The sequence below is a fragment of the Massilia orientalis genome, assembly GCF_030411975.2.
In the GTDB taxonomy this organism is placed as follows: Bacteria; Pseudomonadota; Gammaproteobacteria; order Burkholderiales; family Burkholderiaceae_D; genus Telluria; species Telluria orientalis.
Window position 1 is genome coordinate 1 of record NZ_JASNRB020000024.1, and the last position, 20,505, is coordinate 20,505.

The 20,505-nt window shown below is 65.1% G+C and carries 16 protein-coding genes; 9 read left to right on the top strand and 7 right to left on the bottom strand.

From position 1 onward, the window contains the following. Positions 1-172 precede the first annotated feature (172 nt). Complete coding sequence (locus tag QPK29_RS27955) at positions 173-388, bottom strand: hypothetical protein (RefSeq protein ID WP_056127104.1); 216 nt, start codon at positions 386-388, stop codon at positions 173-175. 99 nt (positions 389-487) lie between these two features. Then, positions 488-1,090 carry a pseudouridine synthase gene (locus QPK29_RS27960; RefSeq protein WP_371771590.1) on the bottom strand — a complete coding sequence of 201 codons (603 nt, stop codon included), beginning with the start codon at positions 1,088-1,090 and terminating at the stop codon, positions 488-490. A gap of 173 nt (positions 1,091-1,263) precedes the next feature. Between QPK29_RS27960 and icd the strand changes: the two genes are divergently transcribed. Beyond that, entirely contained in the window at positions 1,264-2,517 is a 1,254-nt protein-coding gene (gene icd / locus QPK29_RS27965; protein WP_371771589.1) for an NADP-dependent isocitrate dehydrogenase, read from the top strand. 131 nt (positions 2,518-2,648) lie between these two features. Here icd and cspE read toward each other — a convergent pair whose 3' ends face one another. Then, positions 2,649-2,852, bottom strand: coding sequence for a transcription antiterminator/RNA stability regulator CspE (gene cspE, locus QPK29_RS27970; protein WP_036165387.1), 204 nt, complete (start codon positions 2,850-2,852; stop codon positions 2,649-2,651). A 326-nt stretch (positions 2,853-3,178) separates the two neighbouring features. Between cspE and clpS the strand changes: the two genes are divergently transcribed. The 3 genes from clpS (at position 3,179) to QPK29_RS27985 (ending at position 7,553) form a co-directional block, all read left to right on the top strand. Continuing rightward, positions 3,179-3,481 (top strand): ATP-dependent Clp protease adapter ClpS, encoded by a 303-nt coding sequence (clpS, locus tag QPK29_RS27975; protein ID WP_027864722.1) that lies wholly within the window; start codon positions 3,179-3,181, stop codon positions 3,479-3,481. Then, positions 3,478-5,778 carry an ATP-dependent Clp protease ATP-binding subunit ClpA gene (gene clpA / locus QPK29_RS27980; RefSeq protein ID WP_056127106.1) on the top strand — a complete coding sequence of 767 codons (2,301 nt, stop codon included), beginning with the start codon at positions 3,478-3,480 and terminating at the stop codon, positions 5,776-5,778. Before clpS ends, clpA begins: the two co-directional genes overlap by 4 nt. A 149-nt stretch (positions 5,779-5,927) precedes the next feature. Then, positions 5,928-7,553 (top strand): methyl-accepting chemotaxis protein, encoded by a 1,626-nt coding sequence (locus QPK29_RS27985; RefSeq protein ID WP_371771588.1) that lies wholly within the window; start codon positions 5,928-5,930, stop codon positions 7,551-7,553. 175 nt (positions 7,554-7,728) lie between these two features. Here QPK29_RS27985 and QPK29_RS27990 read toward each other — a convergent pair whose 3' ends face one another. The 3 genes from QPK29_RS27990 to prpR all read right to left on the bottom strand — a co-directional run bounded on the left by QPK29_RS27990 (position 7,729) and on the right by prpR (position 12,056). Continuing rightward, positions 7,729-8,913 (bottom strand): trans-sulfuration enzyme family protein, encoded by a 1,185-nt coding sequence (locus tag QPK29_RS27990; protein ID WP_371771587.1) that lies wholly within the window; start codon positions 8,911-8,913, stop codon positions 7,729-7,731. After that, positions 8,910-10,286, bottom strand: coding sequence for a pyridoxal-phosphate dependent enzyme (locus tag QPK29_RS27995; protein ID WP_371771586.1), 1,377 nt, complete (start codon positions 10,284-10,286; stop codon positions 8,910-8,912). Before QPK29_RS27995 ends, QPK29_RS27990 begins: the two co-directional genes overlap by 4 nt. 156 nt (positions 10,287-10,442) lie before the next feature. Further along, the gene (prpR, locus tag QPK29_RS28000) at positions 10,443-12,056 is read right to left on the bottom strand and encodes a propionate catabolism operon regulatory protein PrpR (RefSeq protein WP_371771585.1); all 1,614 of its coding nucleotides are present in this window, start codon (positions 12,054-12,056) and stop codon (positions 10,443-10,445) included. 168 nt (positions 12,057-12,224) lie between these two features. Here prpR and QPK29_RS28005 point away from each other — a divergent pair, with 168 nt between their 5' ends. Together QPK29_RS28005 and QPK29_RS28010 are read left to right on the top strand one after the other, a co-directional pair. Further along, positions 12,225-12,554, top strand: a complete 330-nt coding sequence (locus tag QPK29_RS28005; RefSeq protein WP_371771584.1) for a DUF485 domain-containing protein — start codon at positions 12,225-12,227, stop codon at positions 12,552-12,554. Then, positions 12,551-14,218 (top strand): cation acetate symporter, encoded by a 1,668-nt coding sequence (locus tag QPK29_RS28010; protein ID WP_229412192.1) that lies wholly within the window; start codon positions 12,551-12,553, stop codon positions 14,216-14,218. Before QPK29_RS28005 ends, QPK29_RS28010 begins: the two co-directional genes overlap by 4 nt. A 102-nt stretch (positions 14,219-14,320) precedes the next feature. Here QPK29_RS28010 and QPK29_RS28015 read toward each other — a convergent pair whose 3' ends face one another. Next, positions 14,321-15,439: an alpha/beta hydrolase gene (locus QPK29_RS28015; RefSeq protein WP_371771583.1), complete on the bottom strand. Its 1,119-nt coding sequence runs from the start codon at positions 15,437-15,439 to the stop codon at positions 14,321-14,323. A 227-nt stretch (positions 15,440-15,666) separates the two neighbouring features. Between QPK29_RS28015 and prpB the strand changes: the two genes are divergently transcribed. The 3 genes from prpB to acnD all read left to right on the top strand — a co-directional run bounded on the left by prpB (position 15,667) and on the right by acnD (position 20,478). After that, positions 15,667-16,557, top strand: coding sequence for a methylisocitrate lyase (gene prpB, locus QPK29_RS28020; protein ID WP_371771582.1), 891 nt, complete (start codon positions 15,667-15,669; stop codon positions 16,555-16,557). A gap of 11 nt (positions 16,558-16,568) precedes the next feature. After that, the gene (gene prpC, locus QPK29_RS28025) at positions 16,569-17,729 is read left to right on the top strand and encodes a bifunctional 2-methylcitrate synthase/citrate synthase (RefSeq protein ID WP_371771581.1); all 1,161 of its coding nucleotides are present in this window, start codon (positions 16,569-16,571) and stop codon (positions 17,727-17,729) included. A gap of 133 nt (positions 17,730-17,862) precedes the next feature. Next, entirely contained in the window at positions 17,863-20,478 is a 2,616-nt protein-coding gene (acnD, locus tag QPK29_RS28030) for a Fe/S-dependent 2-methylisocitrate dehydratase AcnD (RefSeq protein ID WP_371771580.1), read from the top strand. Positions 20,479-20,505: the final 27 nt, after the last annotated feature.

Sequence of the window (20,505 nt, forward strand, 5' to 3'; positions counted from 1 at the left end):
AGAGAGGGCTAACACAGCTATGCATGCACCAGCTTTTTTCACCGGAAGCTAACAGCAACCCCGTCCACCTACAAGAACAATATGTGGGGAAGGGTCAGGGTCTGACCCCGGTTTTGGGAAATAGACATAAAAAAAAGCAGCCCGCAGGCTGCCTGGATGTGCGGCGGGGCGCTTATTTCGCTGCCGGCTCGGCCGGAGCGGCTGCGTCCGCTGCTGCGGCCTTCTTGGCCTTCTTGTGGTGTTTCTTCATTTTCTTTGCGGGAGCGGCGGGCTGCTCGGCCGTGGTCGATGCAGCCGGAGCGGCAGCTGCCGGTGCCGCGGCCTGGGTGGCGGCGAAAGCGGAAACGGCGAACAGGGAAGCAACCAGGCCAGCGATCAGTTTGGACATTTCGAGTTCCTTTAAAGAAGAAGGTGATCCACAACGGTGAATCTGTCCCCTTAACGGTGCCTCGGAATTGCCGGTTGACAGTTTTCTGCCCGTTCTACATTAACGTTTGGAAAGGTTGATCTGCCTCAAGCGTGTCAGCTTTTTGCCGCCCACGGCAGCGGCCGGCACTTCCATCCACTCGCCGGGCATCAGCGGATGCGTCGCCAGCGAAAACGGCCCAATGCTCGAGCGCACGAGGCGCAATGTGGGCAGGCCGACGGCGGCCGTCATCCGGCGCACCTGGCGATTTTTCCCCTCTTCGAGCGTGATTGCGATCCAGCTGGTCGGCTTGTCCTGGCGCACGCGGATGGGCGGGTTGCGCGGCCACAGCCATTCCGGCGCCGCGATCAGCGTGGCGCGGCACGGTTTCGTGACGAAGTCGCCCAGGTCGATCGGGGCCTGCAGGCGGTCGAGGGTGGCGCGGTCGGCGACTCCCTCCAGTTGCACTAGATAAGTCTTCGCTTCCTTGTGGTCCGGATGAGCGATCTGGTGCTGCAGGCGGCCGTCGTCCGTCAGCAGCATCAGGCCTTCGCTGTCGGCGTCGAGCCGGCCGGCGGGGTAGATGTTCGGGATGTCGAGGTAGTCGGCAAGGGTTGCGCGCTCGTCCTCGCGCGAGAACTGACACAGCACCTGGAAGGGTTTATTGAACAGGATGAGGGACATGAAGGATGGATTTTGGAGCAAAATAGCGAGCCTCTGGCCCGTCGCGATCAATACTGGTGCATAATGTTGTGTCAGTGTTGCGTCTTAGACAAGACGACGGCCAGCCCACTATTCTAATGGAGATCGCAGTCCTGGCGGTCCGCCGCCGCCGCGTGCCCACTTCGGAGAACATGATGTATCAACATATCAAAGTACCTACCGATGGTCAAAAGATTACCGTCAACGCGGACTTCTCGCTGAGCGTCCCCGATCAGCCGGTCATCCCCTATATCGAAGGCGATGGCACCGGCGTCGACATCACCCCGGTGATGCTGAAGGTCGTCGACGCGGCCGTCGCAAAGGCATACGGCGGCCAGCGCAAGATCGCGTGGATGGAAGTGTTTGCCGGCGAGAAGTCGACGCAGGTGTATGGCCCGGACGTCTGGCTGCCGACCGAAACGCTGGACTGCGTGCGCGAGTATGTCGTGTCGATCAAGGGCCCGCTGACGACGCCGGTCGGCGGTGGCATCCGCTCGCTGAACGTGGCGCTGCGCCAGGAACTCGACCTGTACGTCTGCCTGCGTCCCGTGCGCTACTTCAATGGCGTGCCGTCGCCGCTGCGCGAGCCGCACAAGACGGACATGGTGATCTTCCGCGAGAACTCGGAAGACATCTATGCGGGCATCGAATGGGCCGCCGAGTCGGCCGAGGCGAAGAAGGTCATCGAATTCCTGACCCGCGAGATGGGCGTGCGCAAGATCCGCTTCCCGGAAACCTCCGCGATCGGCATCAAGCCGGTGTCGCGCGAAGGTACGGAACGCCTCGTGCGCAAGGCGCTCCAGTACGCGATCGACAACGACAAGCCGTCCGTTACCATTGTCCACAAGGGCAATATCATGAAGTACACGGAAGGCGGCTTCCGCGACTGGGGCTATGCGCTGGCGCAACGCGAATTCGGGGCCGAGCTGGTCGACGGCGGCCCGTGGTGCAAGTTCAAGAACTCGCGCACGGGCAAGGACATCGTCGTCAAGGATTCGATCGCGGACGCCTTCCTGCAGCAGATCCTGCTGCGTCCGGCCGAGTACAGCGTCATCGCCACCCTGAACCTGAACGGCGACTACGTCTCGGACGCGCTGGCGGCCCAGGTCGGCGGCATCGGCATCGCGCCGGGCGCGAACATGTCCGATTCCGTCGCGATGTTCGAAGCAACGCACGGCACGGCGCCCAAGTACGCGGGCAAGGATTACGTGAACCCGGGTTCGCTGATCCTGTCGGCCGAGATGATGCTGCGCCACATGGGCTGGACGGAAGCGGCCGACCTCATCATTAGCTCGATGGAAAAGGCGATCGCGTCCAAGCGCGTCACCTACGACTTCGCGCGCCTGATGGAAGGGGCGACGCAGGTGTCGTGCTCGGGCTTCGGCGACGTAATGATCGAGAATATGTAAGCGCAGTCTTATTGACGCAGATCAAGCCCCGTATGCGTACGGGGCTTTTTTGTTTGCAGGAGAGGGATGATGCGTGGCGGCGGGCCAAAAAAAACCCCGCCGAAGCGGGGTTCTTTGCTTCCGGAGGGTGCTTACGCGCCGACGATGTTAGAAGCTTGCTTGCCTTTCGGGCCTTGCGTGACTTCGAATTGGACTTTTTGACCTTCTTTGAGGGTCTTAAAACCGTTCATATTGATCGCGGAGAAGTGCGCGAACAAATCTTCGCCGCCGTCATCAGGGGTGATGAAGCCAAAACCTTTGGAATCATTGAACCACTTAACAGTACCTGTTGCCATAAAATAACCTTCGATTAAAAACAAATCACACGAGCCATAAAAGCAAGAAGCTTCTTGCCCCCTCCTCAGCCTGCTCACTTCTTATCAACAAGTACATAAGTACATGTCAATAACTGCATTGTTGGCGCAAGAATCTCGTAAGTCAAGCGGTTTTGAACACGCGTTGTAAAAAATGACATAGTGGCTGAAAATCAAGCTCTTGATTTTCGCAATGGAACCGCCATCTGCGCTCCAACTGGAAAACGCGTAAGATGGAAAGCAAATGGGATTACCTTGAGCGTTAGTTTCCGCACACACGAAGATCGAAAGCAATTTAGAATACCCCTATGGCAACCAAGCACGATACCGAACAGCTGCTGGAGCGGCAGACAGTCAAGCCACCTCCCTTGTATCAGGTGGCGTTGCTCAATGACGACTACACGCCGATGGAGTTCGTGGTCGCCATCATCCAGGAGTACTTCAACAAGGATCGCGAGACGGCGACGCAGATCATGCTTTCTGTACACCGCCATGGTAAAGGGGTGTGCGGCGTGTTTTCCAAAGATATAGCGTGTACCAAAGTGGAGTTTGTATTAACGCATGCGCGCAAGGCAGGCCATCCCCTGCAGTGCGTGATGGAGGAAGTATGATTGCGCAGGAATTGGAAGTATCTCTACACATGGCCTTTGTCGAAGCGCGGCAGGCTCGGCACGAGTTCATCACGGTCGAACACCTGCTGCTGGCGTTGCTCGACAACCCGTCGGCCGCTGAAGTCCTGCGTGCGTGCGCGGTCAATATCGAAGACCTGCGTAAGACCTTGACGAATTTCATCGGCGATAACACTCCGACCGTGCCGGGTACCGGCGAAGTCGACACCCAACCGACGCTGGGCTTCCAGCGCGTGATCCAGCGCGCGATCATGCACGTCCAGTCGGCGTCGAACGGCAAGAAGGAAGTCACCGGCGCGAACGTGCTCGTGGCGATCTTCGGCGAGAAGGACTCGCATGCCGTTTACTACCTGCACCAGCAGGGCGTGACCCGTCTCGACGTGGTCAATTTCATCTCGCACGGCGTGCGCAAGGACCAGCAGATCGACAGCCAGAAGGCGTCGGAGGGCGTGGAAGAAGCGCAGGTCGAAGGCCAGGCCAAGGAAAGCCCGCTGGATCAGTTCACCACGAACCTGAACAAGGCTGCCGCCGACGGCCGCATCGATCCGCTGATCGGGCGCGAAGAAGAAGTGGATCGCGTGATCCAGATCCTGTGCCGCCGCCGCAAGAACAATCCGCTGCTCGTGGGCGAGGCCGGCGTCGGCAAGACCGCGATCGCCGAAGGCCTGGCATGGCGCATCGTCCAGGAAGACGTGCCCGAGATCCTGCAGAATGCCGTCGTGTATTCGCTGGACATGGGCGCGCTGCTGGCCGGCACCAAGTACCGCGGCGACTTCGAGCAACGCCTGAAGGCGGTGTTGAAGCAGCTCAAGGACACGCCGAACGGCATCCTGTTCATCGACGAGATCCACACGATCATCGGCGCCGGCTCGGCATCGGGCGGCACGCTCGACGCGTCGAACCTGCTCAAGCCGGCCCTCGCGAACGGCCAGCTGAAGTGCATCGGCGCGACCACGTTCACGGAATTCCGCGGCGTGTTCGAGAAGGATCACGCATTGAGCCGCCGCTTCCAGAAAGTGGACGTGAACGAGCCGTCGGTCGAGCAGACCGTGCAGATCCTGCGCGGCCTCAAGTCGCGCTTCGAAGAGCACCATGGCGTGAAGTATTCGGCGTCGGCGCTGTCGACCGCGGCCGAGCTCGCTGCTCGCTTCATCAATGACCGTCATCTGCCGGACAAGGCGATCGACGTGATCGACGAAGCGGGTGCGGCCCAGCGCGTGCTGCCGAAGTCGAAGCAGAAGAAGACCATCGGCAAGACCGAGATCGAGGACATCATCGCGAAGATCGCGCGGATTCCTCCGCAGACCGTCAACCAGGACGACCGCAGCAAGCTGCAGACCATCGACCGCGACCTGCGCAATGTCGTGTTCGGGCAAGACCCGGCCATCGAAGCGTTGTCGGCCGCGATCAAGATGGCCCGCGCCGGCCTCGGCAAGCAGGACAAGCCGATCGGTTCGTTCCTGTTCTCCGGTCCGACCGGCGTCGGCAAGACGGAAGTCGCGAAGCAGCTGGCGTTCATCCTCGGCATCGAGCTGGTGCGTTTCGACATGTCCGAGTACATGGAGCGCCACGCCGTGTCGCGCCTGATCGGTGCGCCGCCGGGCTACGTCGGTTTCGACCAGGGCGGCCTGCTGACCGAGGCCATCACCAAGAAGCCGCATGCGGTGCTGCTGCTGGACGAGATCGAGAAGGCCCATCCGGACATCTTCAACATCCTGCTGCAGGTGATGGACCATGGCACCTTGACCGACAACAACGGCCGCAAGGCGGACTTCCGCAACGTGATCATCATCATGACGACGAATGCAGGTGCGGAAAGCCTGACCAAGCGTTCGGTGGGCTTCGTGGATTCGAAGGCGCAGGGCGACGAGATGGCCGACATCAAGCGCATGTTCACGCCTGAGTTCCGCAACCGCCTGGATGCGATCATCAGCTTCCGCGCGCTGGACGAGGACATCATCCTGCGCGTCGTGGACAAGTTCCTGATGCAGCTGGAAGAGCAGCTGCACGAGAAGAAGGTGGAAGCCGTCTTCACCGAGAAACTGCGCAAGTTCCTCGCGAAGAAAGGTTTTGACCCGCTGATGGGTGCCCGTCCGATGTCGCGCCTGATCCAGGACATGATCCGCAAGGCGCTGGCCGACGAACTGCTGTTCGGCCGTCTCGTGAACGGTGGCCGTGTCACGGTCGACCTGAACGAGAAGGACGACGTGTTCCTCGAGTTCCCGGAAGGCGACGTCCCGCCGCCGCCGGAGCCCGTCGAGACCGTCGAGATCGAATAAGCGATCGCCATTATGAAAAGCCCGCCTCGCGCGGGCTTTTTTTCGTCATGCCCATGTCACAAAAGAATGCATGGGTGTCACACATAGTCATTTTGTTGTCATACGGCATTTGTATCATCGGTCGCATCCCTCCCTTCCGGACATAGCCCATGCGACTCGCACAGCTCTCCACCGGCACCAAGATCATCGGCGCCTTTGCCGTGGTGTCCCTTGCCATCGTCATCATTTCCCTCGTCGCGCTGTGGCGCATGCATGCCGCCGACGCGATCACAAACGATCTCGTCAATAACAAGCTTGCCCGCCAACAGCTGACGGCCGAGCTGCTGGGCGTCACGCGCCTGAACGGCGTGCGCGCCGTGGCCATCGCCCGCAGCGACAGCCTGGAGGCGGGCGACTACTTCCAGTCCATGCTCCAGCAGGGCGAAAAGAACGCGGCCACGCTCGAGGCGAAGCTGGGCGCGCTGCCGGCCGTGCCGGACGAGCGCGCCCTGATCGACGCCGTCGCACAGCGCAAGGCGGCCTACGTGTACGTCCGCAAGCAGGTGTTCCAGGCGAAGGACTTCGGCAAGACGCAGGAGGTCGAGCAACTGGCGTCCGGCGAGCTGGCCACGACCTTCGACGCTTACACGCAAGCCCTCGACGCGCTGCTCGCATGGCAGACCCGCGAGGCGCACGCGCTGGCGGCCACGTCCGCACAGGCGTTCGCCCTCAGCCGCGTCCTGCTGCCCGCGTTCGGCCTGGCCGCGCTGCTGGTCGGCTGCGCCGCCGGCTGGCTGCTCACGCGCAGCATCGTGACGCCGCTGCAGGATGCCGTCGTGCTGGCAGAGCGCGTCGCGACGGGCGACCTGTCCGCCACCATCGAGCATGCGCGCGGCGACGAGATCGGGCGCCTGTTCGATGCACTGAACCACATGACGGACGGCGTGTCGGCCACGGTCGTGAAAGTGCTGGACAGCGCCCGCATGATCGACGGCGCGTCGGCCGAGATCGCGGCCGGTAATAGCGACCTCTCGCACCGCACGGAAGCGCAGGCGCGCAGCCTGCATGCGACCGTGCAGGCGATGGCCGACCTGACCGAGGCCGTCGAACAGAACCACGTCAACGCCCACGACGCGAACGGGCTCGCGCTGGCCGCATCGGGTGTCGCCAAGGACGGTGCCGGCGCCGTCGGGCAGATGGTCGAGCGCATGGAAACGATCCGCCAGTCGGCTGCCCGCATCGGCGACATCACGGCGATGATCGACGGGATCGCGTTCCAGACGAACATCCTCGCGCTGAACGCGGCCGTCGAAGCGGCGCGCGCGGGCGAGCAGGGCCGCGGTTTTGCGGTCGTCGCGGGCGAAGTCCGTAACCTGGCCCAGCATTCCGCATCGGCGGCGAAAGAAATCAAGAACCTGATCGGCGAGTCGACGCTCGCCATCGCGTCCGGCGCCGGCATCGCCAGCGCGGCGGGCGACACGATGCGCGAGATCCTCGACCGCGTGCAGCAGGTGGCCGATCTGCTGCACGCGATCGACGGCGCCAGCTCCGAGCAGGCGGCCGGCATCGCCCGCGTGCGCGGCGTCATCGCCGAGATGGACGAGGCGACGCAGCAGAATGCGGCAATGGTGGAGCAGGCGGCGGCTGCCGCGGCCACGATGCGGGCGCAGGCGGAGGAGTTGACGGATGTCGTGTCCACGTTCCGGGTGCGCGGGGACGAGTGGGTGCGTCAGGTGTTCGTCGAGGAGAGCAAGGACGAGCGGGGTCTTGCGCTGCCAGTACCGGCGTACGCTTAAGTAACCCGCGACACTGATCGACGTCGTCCCTGCGAAGGCAGGGACCCAAGTCCTGCGTGCGCTGTCGAGTAGCGTGCAAATTGGGCCCCCGCCTGCGCGGGGGCGACGGTTTTTCAGATTGCGCTGTCGAGTCGCGTGCAAATCGGGTCCCCGCCTGCGCGGGGGCGACGGTTTTTCAGATAGCGGCCAGCGCCCGCGCCAGATCAGCCCGCTGATCCTCCACATGCTCGATCCCGACCGACAACCGGATCAACCCGTCGCCAATCCCCAGCCTCGCCCGCTGATCCGCCGGAATGGTCGCATGCGTCATGATGGCCGGATGCTCGATCAGGCTCTCGACGCCGCCCAGGCTCTCGGCCAGCGTGAAGATCTCGCACTGCTCCAGGAAGCGGCGCGCGCCGGCGATGTCGGTGTCGAGGTCGATGGAGATGATGCCGCCGTAGCCGTGCATCTGGCGCCGCGCCAGTTCATGCTGCGGGTGCGACGCCAGGCCCGGGTAGTAGACGTGGCGCACCCTGGCCTGGCCCTGCAGCCACTGCGCCAGGTCGAGCGCGTTGCTGTTGCTGCGTTCCACGCGCAAGGCCAGCGTCTTGATTCCGCGAAGTACGAGAAAACTGTCGAACGGGCCCTGGATCGCACCGACGGCATTCTGGATGAAGCCGAGGCGTTCGCGCCATGCCTGCTGGTGCGCATGGCCGCCTACGACGGCAATGCCGCCGATGACGTCCGAGTGGCCGTTCATGTACTTCGTCGTCGAGTGCACGACGATGTCGATGCCCAGTTCCAGCGGGCGCTGGTTGATGGGGCTCGCGAACGTGTTGTCGCACACCGTCATCACGCCGCGCTCGCGGCACAGCTGCGCGATCGCGTGCAGGTCGGCCAGCCTGAGCATCGGGTTCGTCGGCGTCTCGACCCATACCATCTTCGTTTCCGGGCGCAGCGCGTTCGCGAGTGCGAGCGGGTCCGTCAGGTCGACGTACGTGAACTCGTGGCCGCTGCTAACGCGGCGCACGCGCTCGAACAGCCGGTAGGTGCCGCCATACATGTCGTCGCCGGCCACGATGTGCGAGCCGGCCGGCAGCAGTTCGAGTACCGCCGCGATGGCCGCGAGGCCGGACGCGAACGCGTAGGCGGCGCCGCCGCTTTCGATGTCGGCCACGCAGCGCTCCAGCGCCCAGCGGGTCGGGTTGTGCGAGCGGCCGTAGTCCAGGCCCTTGTGCACGCCCGGGCTTTCCTGGGCAAAGGTCGACGTCGCGTAAATGGGCGGCATCACGGCGCCCGTCGTGGGATCGGGCGCCTGGCCGCCGTGGATGACGCGCGTGGCGATGTGGCGTTGGTGGTTGTCGTCTTGGTGGCTCACGTGAGTGTCCTGCGCAGATGGTTGAGAAGGTCGAAGCGGGTGATCAGCCCATAGAACCGGTCGCCGTCGACGATGACGGCGGTCAGGCCCCGGTCGAGGATATCGCGCAGCTGCTGCATGCCGGCGGACGGCGCCAGGGTCTGCAGGTCGGACGTCATCGTGCCGGAGACCGGTGCCTTGAAGTGTTCCCGGTCGCTCGTCACGTGCAGCAGCAGGTCGGACTCGTCGATCAGGCCGACGAGCTTGCCCTTGTCGACGACGGGCATCTGCGCGAGGTCGGCGCTGCGCATGCGGTTGAAGGCGGTGAGCAGGGTGTCGGTCGGGGACACGGTAATGACTTCGCCGTCGTCGAAGCGGCGGCCGATCAGGTCGCGCAGGTCGCCCATGCGGGGACGGTGCAGCAGGCCCTGGTCGACCATCCAGCCGTCGCTGTACACCTTGGTCAGGTAGCGCGTGCCCGTGTCGCAGACGAAGGTCACGACGCGCTTGGGCGTCGTTTGCGCGCGGCAGTAACGCAGCGCGGCCGCGAGCAGGGTGCCCGTCGACGAACCGGCCAGGATGCCTTCCTGGCGCAGCAGTTCGCGCGCCGTGTTGAAGCTTTCCTCGTCGCTGATGGAGTAGGCCGTCTTCACGCGCGACATGTCGGCGATGGACGGGATGAAGTCCTCGCCGATGCCCTCGACGGCCCAGGAGCCGGAGACGTCGCTGACCTTGCCGGTCTTGACGTAGTCGGCCAGGATCGAGCCCTGCGGATCGGCCAGCACGAATTCCAGGTCCGGCTGCACGCGCGCGAAAAAGCGCGACAGGCCCGTCAACGTGCCGGACGACCCGACGCCCACGACGATGGCGTCCAGCTCGTGGCGCATCTGGTCCCAGATCTCGGGCGCGGTGGTGGTTTCGTGCGCGGTCGGGTTGGCGGGATTGTTGAACTGGTCGGCGAACCAGGCGCCGGGGATCTCGCGCGCGAGCCGCGCCGCGTAGTCCTGGTAGTACTCGGGGTGACCCTTGCCGACGTCGGAGCGGGTCAGGTGGATCTCGGCGCCGAGGGCTTTCAGGTGCAGGATCTTTTCGGACGCCATCTTGTCGGGCACGACGAGCACGACGCGGTAGCCCTTGATCCGGGCGACGAGCGCGAGGCCGAGGCCCGTGTTGCCCGCCGTGGCCTCGACGACGGTGCCGCCGGGTTGCAGGCGGCCGTCGCGTTCCGCCGCCTCGATCATGGCGCGGCCGACGCGGTCCTTGATGGAGCCGCCGGGGTTCTGGGATTCCAGCTTGAGGAACAGGCGGCAGGGGCCCGTGTCCATGCGGGTGACCTCCACCATGGGGGTGTTGCCGATCAGCGAAAACAGTGCAGCTTGCGACAAGTCTTGCATATTGCCTCCGTGCGGACGGGCGGTGCGCCACCTCATGGGCGGCGCAGCCGGGAAGCTGGCACCGGTCGGGCGCCAGGCCGTAGTAAAAAAATGATAATACGGTTTTTCCCGCGCGTGTGGGTTGGGCCGCATTAAACCGACAACTAACCCGACGACCTAAGATCCCGCCTTCAGCCTGCGCCACAACGTCGTCCGGCTGATGCCCAGGTAGCGTGCGGCCGCGTCGCGCTGGCCGTCGAAGCGGGCCAGGACGTCGGCCAGGCTTTCCCTGGCCGGAGAAGGCGCCGCCACCGGAGCGATCGACGGCAGCGTCCCCAGCTCCGGCGCCACCGACAATAAGAACGCGGGCGTCAGCGCCTGCAGCGGCTCGGCGGCGAGGAACAGCGCCAGGCGTTCCATCAGGTTGCGCAATTCGCGCACGTTGCCCGGCCAGGCATAGGCCTGCAACAGCGGGGCGCACGCCGCGATCTCGGCCGCCAGGTTCGGATGCGGCCGGGCGCTCAGCGCGGCGAGGGCGTTCTTCAGTGCCCACTCGGCCAGTTGCGGGACGTCCTCCGGGCGGGCGCGCAGCGGGGGCAGGGACAGGCGCAACACGGCCAGGCGATAGAACAGGTCGGCGCGGAAGCGCCCCTCGCGGACTCTCGCTTCCAGGTCGCAGTGCGTCGCGCTGATCACGCGCACGTCGATGGGCACCGGGCGCGTGCCGCCCACGCGCATCACTTCGCGTTCCTCGAGCACGCGCAGCAGGCGGGTCTGCAGCGCGAGCGGCATTTCGCCGATCTCGTCGAGGAACAGCGTGCCGCCGTCCGCCGCCTCGAACAGGCCCGCGTGGCCGCCGCGGCGCGCGCCGGTGAACGCGCCTTCCTCGTGGCCGAACAGTTCCGATTCCAGCAGCGACTCGGCGATGGCGCCGCAGTTGACGGCGATGAACGGCCGGTTCGCGCCGCGCCGCGCACTTTCGCGGTGGATGGCCTGGGCGACGAGTTCCTTGCCGCTGCCCGTCTCGCCCTGGATCAGCACCGTCGCCGGCGAACGCGCGTACAGCACGACGGTCTGGCGCAGCCGCTCCATCGCGGCGGAGTCTCCGCGCAGGTCGGCCAGGCCGCGGCGCGCGCGCCGGCTGTCGGTGGCGGCCACGCGCCGTCCGCGTCCGCTTTCGAGACGGGTCAGGCGCGCCATCTCGAGGGCGTCGTCGAACGCGCGCCGGATGGACTCCAGCGAGTACACGAACACCGTCTTGAGGCCCGCTTCCTCGGCCAGGTCGGTGATCAGGCCGGCGCCCACGATCACCTCGACGCCCGCGGCTTTCAACTCGGCGATGCTGGCGCGCGCGTCGTCTTCCGTGACGTACGTGCGCTGTTCGACGGCGAGGCCGAACGTGGCCGCGAACTCGGCCAGCTCCGCCACGGGACGCTGGTAGTGCACGAGGCCGATGCGCGCCGACATGCGCCGCGCGCGCGCGAGGGCCTGCATGACGTCGAAACCGCTCGCCGTCGCGACGACGACCGGCACCGACACGCGTCCTTTCAGGTAGGCGGCATTGGAGCCGGCCGCGATCACGACGTCGCAGTGTTCCGTCGCCATGCGTTCCCGGATGTGGCGCGCGGCCTCGTCGAAGCCCAGGTGCAGCGGTTCGATCTGGGCCAGGTGGTCGTATTCCGGCGTGATGTGGCGGAACAGGTCGGACAGGCGCGACACGGAGACCGTCCAGATGACGGGCTTGCCGGGGCCCTGGTCCGGCGCGGGCGCGGGACGGGTCGGGTAACTCATGTTGCAAGTGTACATGAATGTGCAACGCATGTTTCAACGCGGTTTCACGCTGAAACGGTTGGGCGCAAACATTTCGGCGAGCCGTAAGAATCGGGTAAGGCGGCCCACTTAGGATCGATACCAGCCCGTCAACCTGAGCGGCGCATTACTAGAAGATTGGAGACAAAAGTGGAAGATGACATCGTCCAGCGGGTCAAAGCAGACCCGAATTACCAAAAGCTCGTCAAAGCGCGCTCCAGCTACGGCTGGTTGCTGACCTGGGCCGTGATGATCGTGTATTACGGCTTCACGCTGCTCAACGCCTTCGACAAGCAGTTCATGGCCTCGAAGATCGGTGCCGGCGTCATGTCGTGGGGCGTGCCGCTGGGTCTGTTCGTGATCCTGTTCACCGTCGCGGTCACCGGCATCTACGTGCGCCGCGCCAACAGCGAATTCGACGCGCTGACCGACGCCATCCAGCGTAACGCCGCTTCGGGCAAGGACAAGGTGCGCGCATGAAGAACACGTCCCTCATGAAGAGCGCCGCCGCCGCCGCGCTGCTGGCCGCCACCGGCGCCGTCATCGCCGCGCCCGACCTGGGCCAGGCACAGAAACAGCCCACCAACTGGACCGCGATCATCATGTTCGTCGGGTTCGTGATCTTCACCCTGTTCATCACGAAGTGGGCCGCCAAGCGCACCCGTTCCGCCTCCGACTTCTACACGGCCGGCGGTGGCATCACCGGCTTCCAGAACGGCCTGGCGATCGCCGGCGACTACATGTCGGCCGCATCGTTCCTGGGCATTTCCGCCGCCGTGTTCGCCAATGGCTTCGACGGCCTGATCTATGCGATCGGCTTCCTCGTCGGCTGGCCCGTCATCACGTTCCTGATGGCCGAGCGCCTGCGTAACCTGGGCCGCTTCACGTTCGCCGACGTGGCCGCCTACCGCTTCGCGCAGAAGCCGGTCCGCATGTTCGCGGCCTCCGGCACGCTCGTCACCGTGCTGTTCTACCTGATCGCGCAGATGGTCGGCGCCGGCCAGCTGATCAAGCTGCTGTTCGGCCTGGATTACTGGATCGCCGTCGTGATCGTGGGCGCGCTGATGATGGTCTACGTGCTGTTCGGCGGCATGACCGCCACGACCTGGGTGCAGATCATCAAGGCCGTGATGCTGCTGGGCGGCGCCACGTTCATGGCGTTCTCCGTGCTGGCCCTGTACAACTTCAGCCCGGAAGCGCTGTTCGCCAAGGCCGTCGAAGTGCACAGCAAGAAGGATGCGATCATGGGCCCGGGCGGCTTCATCAAGGATCCGATTTCCGGCATCTCGTTCGGCATGGCCCTGATGTTCGGTACCGCCGGCCTGCCGCACATCCTGATGCGTTTCTTCACGGTCCCGAGCGCCAAGGAAGCGCGCAAGTCGGTGCTGTGGGCAACCACCTGGATCGGCTACTTCTACATCCTGACCTTCATCATCGGCTTCGGCGCGATCGTGCTGGTCGGTACGAACCCGGCGTTCAAGGACGCTGCCGGCAAGCTGCTGGGCGGTAACAACATGGCGGCCGTGCACCTCGCCAACGCCGTCGGCGGCGACGTGTTCCTCGGCTTCATCTCGGCCGTCGCGTTCGCAACGATCCTGGCCGTCGTGGCGGGCCTGACCCTGTCCGGCGCCTCGGCCGTGTCGCACGACCTGTACGCCACCGTGGTCAAGAAGGGCCAGCCGGCCCCGGGCAGCGAACTGCGCGTGTCGCGGATCACGACGGTCTTCCTGGGCATTGCCGCCGTGCTGCTGGGTATCGTGTTCGAGAAGATCAACGTGGCCTTCATGGTCTCGCTGGCCTTCGCGATCGCGGCCTCGGCCAACTTCCCGGTGCTGTTCATGTCCGTCCTGTGGAGCAAGTGCACCACCCGCGGCGCGACCGTGGGCGGCTTCCTGGGCCTGGGAACCGCCGTCATCCTGACGCTGCTGTCGAAGTCCGTGTGGGTCGACGTCTTCCACAATGCGCACGAGATCTTCCCGTACACGTCGCCGGCGCTGTTCTCGATGACCGTCGGCTTTGTCGGCGTGTGGCTGTTCTCGGTCACCGACAAGAGCCCGCGCGCCGCCATCGACAAGGCCGGCTACGAAGCACAGGAAGTGCGTTCGGAAACCGGTATCGGCGCCGCAACGGCATCGGCACACTGATGTGAACGTGGGCACGTCTCATTTGGGGCCCCCGGCCCCAAATGCCCACCCTACGGCTGCTGTCTCACGAACCCGCACGCACCCGCGTGCGGGTTTTTTCGTTCATGGCGCCACGTCGCCGGCCTTCTCGGCGAACGGCCGCGCATACTTCACGAGCGAGACCAGCGTCTTGCCCGGCTCCTCGTTGAAGATCTCGTGCGCCGAGTCCTCGAACCACACGAGCTGCTTGGCCGGCGCCTTCACCTTGTCGAACCATTCCGCCGTGGCCGACGCCGACACATTGTAGTCGTGGCGGCCGTTGAAGATCACGATGGGACAGCGGAAGGTCGTGTAGACGCTGAAGTCCTGCGCGAGCACGTCCGTCAGCATGCGGCTGGACGAGAACTCCGTGCCGTCCCACATGGTCTTCAGGTCGGCATCCGTGTATTCCGGCGCCAGCTTCGCGGCCGCCGATTCGGCGTCGAACCCTGTCCGGCCGTACACGGCGCCGCCGTAGCGCGCGAGCCATTTGCGCTGCAGGTACAGATCCTTCAGCACGAGCGGCTTGCCCGGCGCGGCATACGGCGCGATCGAGGCCAGTTCGCGGATCGCGTCCTGGTTGTCTTCCTTGCGCGCCGCGTCCATTGTGTACCGCCAGCCGCGCCGTTCGGATTCCATCGCATCCGTGACCTGGCCGATGCCGATGTACGCGTGCAGCCAGTCCGGATGGCGTTGCGCGAGCTGGATGCCGAGCGACGACCCCCACGAGTGGCCCAGCACGAAGATGCGGTCCTTGCCGAATTCCTTGCGCAGGAACGCGACCATCTCTTCGGCGTCGGCCAGCATCCGGGCGCGCGTCATCGTGGGGGCGATCTGCGCCGGGTCGTTGGCGGCATACGTCTTGCCGGCGCCGCGCTGGTCCCATTGCACGACCGTGAAATATTCTTCCCAGCCGCGCTGGAAATACCAGCTCGTCGGCATCGCGACATAGCCCGGGCCGCCGTGCAGGAACAGCAGCACGGGATTGCGCCGGTCCGTGCCGCGCACGCTGATCCATTGGGCTATGCCGCCGATGCGTACTGCCCGCGTCTGTTCGATGCCTTGCGGCGTGACGATGCGGCGCATGCCGGCGATGATGTTTACCGCTTCCGCGCGGCTGTCCGGGCCGGCAGCGGCGGCGGACGTGGTGATGGACAGGCCGGCCAGCAGCGCGGCGCACAGCCTGGATGAGCGTTTTAACATGGTGGTCCTCGTGTTTGTCGATGTGGTGGTGGCGGGTCGCGCGCAGTGTGTTCAGTTTCGTTCGATGTGTCAACACTGTTTCATTTTGAAACGCGATGAAACGTGTCATGACCGGGCGAACCACCCAACCCCTTGAATATCCGGGCTGTCTGGGCTGCCGCGTGAGTGGCACGGTCCTTGCAAACCCATAGGCCACCATCACAGAACGCATCATGAAAGGGTAGGACATGAGCCAACAATCCGCCGGCGCCAAATTCCGCCAGGCCGTCCGGGAAGAACATCCGCTGCAGGTCATCGGCGCCATCAACGCCAACCACGCGCTGCTCGCCAAGCGGGCCGGCTACCGTGCGATCTACCTGTCGGGCGGCGGCGTCGCGGCCGGATCGCTGGGCCTGCCGGACCTCGGCATCTCCGGTCTCGAAGACGTGCTGATCGACGTGCGCCGCATCACCGACGTGTGCGACCTGCCGCTGCTCGTCGACATCGACACCGGTTTCGGTTCGTCGGCGTTCAACGTCGCGCGCACCGTGCGCTCGCTGATCAAGGCCGGCGCGGGTGCCTGCCACATCGAGGACCAGGTCGGCGCCAAGCGCTGTGGCCACCGTCCGGGCAAGGAAATCGTCACCCAGGGCGAGATGGTCGACCGCGTGAAGGCCGCCGTCGACGCGCGCACGGACGACAACTTCGTCATCATGGCGCGCACGGACGCGCTGGCCGTCGAGGGTCTGGACAAAGCCGTCGAGCGCGCGGTCGCGTGCGTGGAGGCGGGCGCCGACATGATCTTCCCGGAAGCGATCACGAGCCTGGAGATGTACGCGCAGTTCAAGAAGGCGGTCAAGGTGCCGATCCTCGCGAACATCACGGAATTCGGCGCGACGCCGCTGTTCACCGTGGACGAGCTGCGCGGTGCCGACGTCGACATCGTGCTGTACCCGCTGTCCGCGTTCCGCGCGATGAACAAGGCCGCGGAAAGCGTTTATGAAGCCATCCGCCGCGACGGCACGCAGAAGAACGTCGTCGACACGATGCAGACCCGCGCCGAACTGTACGAGCGCATCGATTACCACAGCTACGAACAGAAGCTCGACGCGCTGTTCGCCCAGAATAAATCCAAATAAAGGAGACGCAAATGACCGACGTGAAGACCGATACGCCCACCTTCAAACCGAAGAAATCCGTCGCGCTGTCCGGCGTCGCCGCCGGCAATACCGCCCTGTGCTCCGTGGGCCGCTCCGGCAACGACCTGCACTACCGCGGCTACGACATCCTGGACGTGGCGGGCAACAGCGAGTTCGAGGAAATCGCCTACCTGCTCGTGCACGGCAAGCTGCCGAACGAGGCGGAGCTGCGCGGCTACAAGGCCAAGCTGAAATCGCTGCGCGGCCTGCCGCACGCCGTGAAGGCCGCGCTGGAAGCGCTGCCGGCCGGCGCGCATCCGATGGACGTGATGCGCACGGGCGCGTCGGTGCTGGGCTGCGTGCTGCCGGAAAAGGACGACCACAACATCGCCGGCGCGCGCGACATCGCCGACCGCCTGATGGCGTCGTTCGGCTCGATGCTGCTGTACTGGTACCACTACAGCCATAATGGCAAGCGCATCGACGTGGAGACGGACGACGATTCGATCGGCGGCCACTTCCTGCACCTGCTGCACGGCTTCAAGCCGTCCGACGAGTGGGTCAAGGCGATGCACACGTCCCTGATCCTGTACGCGGAACACGAGTTCAACGCGTCGACGTTCACCGGCCGCGTCATCGCCGGCACCGGTTCCGACATCTATTCCGCGATCACGGGCGCGATCGGCGCGCTGCGCGGTCCGAAGCACGGCGGCGCCAACGAGGTGGCGCTCGACATCCAGAAGCGCTACGAGAACGCGGACGAGGCGGAAGCCGACATCCGCAACCGCGTGGCGAACAAGGAAGTCGTCATCGGCTTCGGGCACCCGGTCTACACGATCTCCGACCCGCGCAACAAGGTGATCAAGGAAGTGGCGCGCACGCTGTCGCAAAGTGCCGGCTCGATGAAGATGTTCGACATCGCCGAGCGCCTCGAATCCGTGATGTGGGAAGTGAAAAAGATGTTCCCGAACCTCGACTGGTTCTCGGCCGTCTCGTACCACATGATGGGCGTGCCGACGGCGATGTTCACGCCGCTGTTCGTCATCTCGCGCACGTCCGGCTGGTCCGCGCACATCATCGAGCAGCGGATCGACAACAAGATCATCCGCCCGAGCGCGAACTATGTCGGTCCGGAAGACCTGAAGTTCGTGCCGCTGGCCGAACGCAAGTGATACAACACGCTGCCCTTGAGGCGTCATTCCCGCGCAGGCGGGAATCCATACAGAGCTGGCCGACGACGTTCAGCATGGGTCCCCGCTTTCGCGGGGATGACGGGTCGGGGGCGCGGAAGATGAGATCGAAACCATGAACAGCCAATATCGCAAACCACTGCACGGCACGAACCTTCACTACTTCGATGCGCGCGCCGCCGTCGAGGAGATCCAGCCCGGCGCCTGGGACACGCTCCCGTACACCTCGCGCGTGCTGGCCGAAAACCTCGTGCGCCGCTGCGATCCCATCGCGCTGGTGCCGTCGCTGAAGCAGATCATCGAGCGCAAGCGCGACCTCGATTTCCCGTGGTTCCCCGCGCGCGTCGTCTGCCACGACATCCTCGGCCAGACGGCCCTCGTCGACCTGGCCGGCCTGCGCGACGCCATCGCACAGGAGGGCGGCAATCCGGCCCTCGTGAATCCGGTCGTGCCGACGCAGCTCGTCGTCGACCACTCGCTCGCCGTCGAATGCGGGGGCTTCGATCCGGACGCGTTCGCGAAGAACCGCGCCATCGAGGACCGCCGCAACGAAGACCGCTTCGACTTCATCGAATGGACCCGCAAGGCGTTCGAGAACGTCGACGTGATCCCGCCGGGGAACGGCATCCTCCACCAGATCAACCTGGAGCGCATGAGCCCCGTCGTGCAGGTGAAGGATGGCGTGGCATTCCCCGACACGCTCGTCGGCACCGACTCGCACACGCCGATGGTCGATGCGCTGGGCGTCATCGCGATCGGGGTCGGCGGCCTGGAAGCGGAAAGCGTCATGCTGGGCCGCGCGTCGTACATGCGCCTGCCGGACATCGTCGGCGTCAAGCTGACCGGCAAGCCGGGCCCCGGCATCACCGCGACCGACATCGTGCTGGCGCTGACGGAATTCCTGCGCAAGTCGAAAGTGGTGTCCGCCTACCTCGAGTTCTACGGTGAAGGCGCCGCGAATCTCACGCTGGGCGACCGCGCGACGATTTCCAACATGGCGCCGGAATACGGTGCGACCGCGGCGATGTTCGCCATCGACGAGCAGACCATCAAGTACCTGAAGCTGACGGGCCGCGACGACGACCTGGTCAAACTGGTCGAGCTGTATGCGAAGGAAACGGGCCTGTGGGCCGACACGCTCGCGCACGCGCAGTACGAGCGCGTGCTGAGTTTCGATTTGTCGACCGTCGTGCGCAATATCGCCGGCCCGTCGAACCCGCACAAGCGCGTGGCGACGTCGGAGCTGGCGCAGCACGGCATCACGGGTACGGTCGAGAACGAGCCGGGCAAGATGCCCGACGGCGCCGTCATCATCGCCGCCATCACGAGCTGCACGAACACGAACAACCCGCGCAACATGGTGGCCGCAGGTCTCATCGCACGCAACGCGAACGCGCGCGGGCTCGCGCGCAAGCCGTGGGTGAAGTCGTCGCTCGCGCCGGGCTCCAAGGCCGTGCCGCTGTACCTGGAGGAAGCGGGGCTGTTGCCGGAACTCGAAAAGCTGGGCTTCGGCGTGGTCGCCTTCGCGTGCACCACCTGCAACGGCATGTCCGGTGCGCTGGACCCGGCGATCCAGCAGGAGATCGTCGAGCGCGACCTGTACGCGACCGCGGTCCTGTCGGGCAACCGCAATTTCGACGGCCGCATCCACCCGTATGCGAAGCAGGCGTTCCTCGCGTCGCCGGCGCTCGTCGTCGCGTACGCCATCGCGGGCACGATCCGCTTCGACATCGAGAAGGACGTGCTGGGCATCGATGCCGACGGCAAACCGGTGCGCCTCGCGGACATCTGGCCGAGCGATGCGGAGATCGACGCCGTCGTCGAGCGCGCCGTGAAGCCGCAGCAGTTCCGCAAGGTGTACGACATCATGTTCGCGCGCCGCGAAGGCGGAGACGATGCCGTGGCGCCGCTGTACGACTGGCGCCCGATGAGCACCTACATCCGCCGTCCGCCGTACTGGGAAGGCGCGCTCGCCGGTGAGCGTACTTTGACCGGCATGCGTCCGCTGGCGGTCCTGGGCGACAACATCACGACGGACCACCTGTCGCCGTCGAACGCGATCATGCCGGACAGCGCCGCGGGCGAATACCTCGCGAAGATGGGCCTGCCGGAAGAGGATTTCAACTCGTACGCGACGCACCGCGGCGACCACCTGACGGCGCAGCGCGCCACGTTCGCGAATCCGACGCTGAAGAACGAGATGGTGCGCAACCCGGACGGCAGTGCGGCCGGCGATCCGGTGCGTGCCGGTTCGCTCGCGCGCATCGAGCCGGAAGGCACCGTGACCCGCATGTGGGAAGCGATCGAGACGTACATGGAGCGCAAGCAGCCGCTGATCGTGATTGCCGGTGCCGATTATGGCCAGGGCTCGTCGCGCGACTGGGCCGCGAAGGGCGTGCGGCTGGCCGGTGTGGAAGCCATCGCGGCCGAAGGCTTCGAACGCATCCACCGCACGAACCTCGTCGGCATGGGCGTGCTGCCGCTGGAATTCCAGCCGGGCACCACGCGCCTCACCCTCGGGATCGACGGCACGGAGACGTTCGACGTCGTGGGCGAGCGCACGCCGCGCGCGACCCTCACGCTGGTCATCCATCGCCGCAGCGGCGAAACGGTCGAGGTGCCGGTGATCTGCCGTCTCGACACGGCCGAAGAAGTGTCGATCTACGAGGCGGGTGGGGTGCTGCAGCGGTTTGCGCAGGACTTCCTCGCGTCTTCCAAAGTCGCGGCATAAAAACACCGTCGCTCCTGCGCAGGCAGG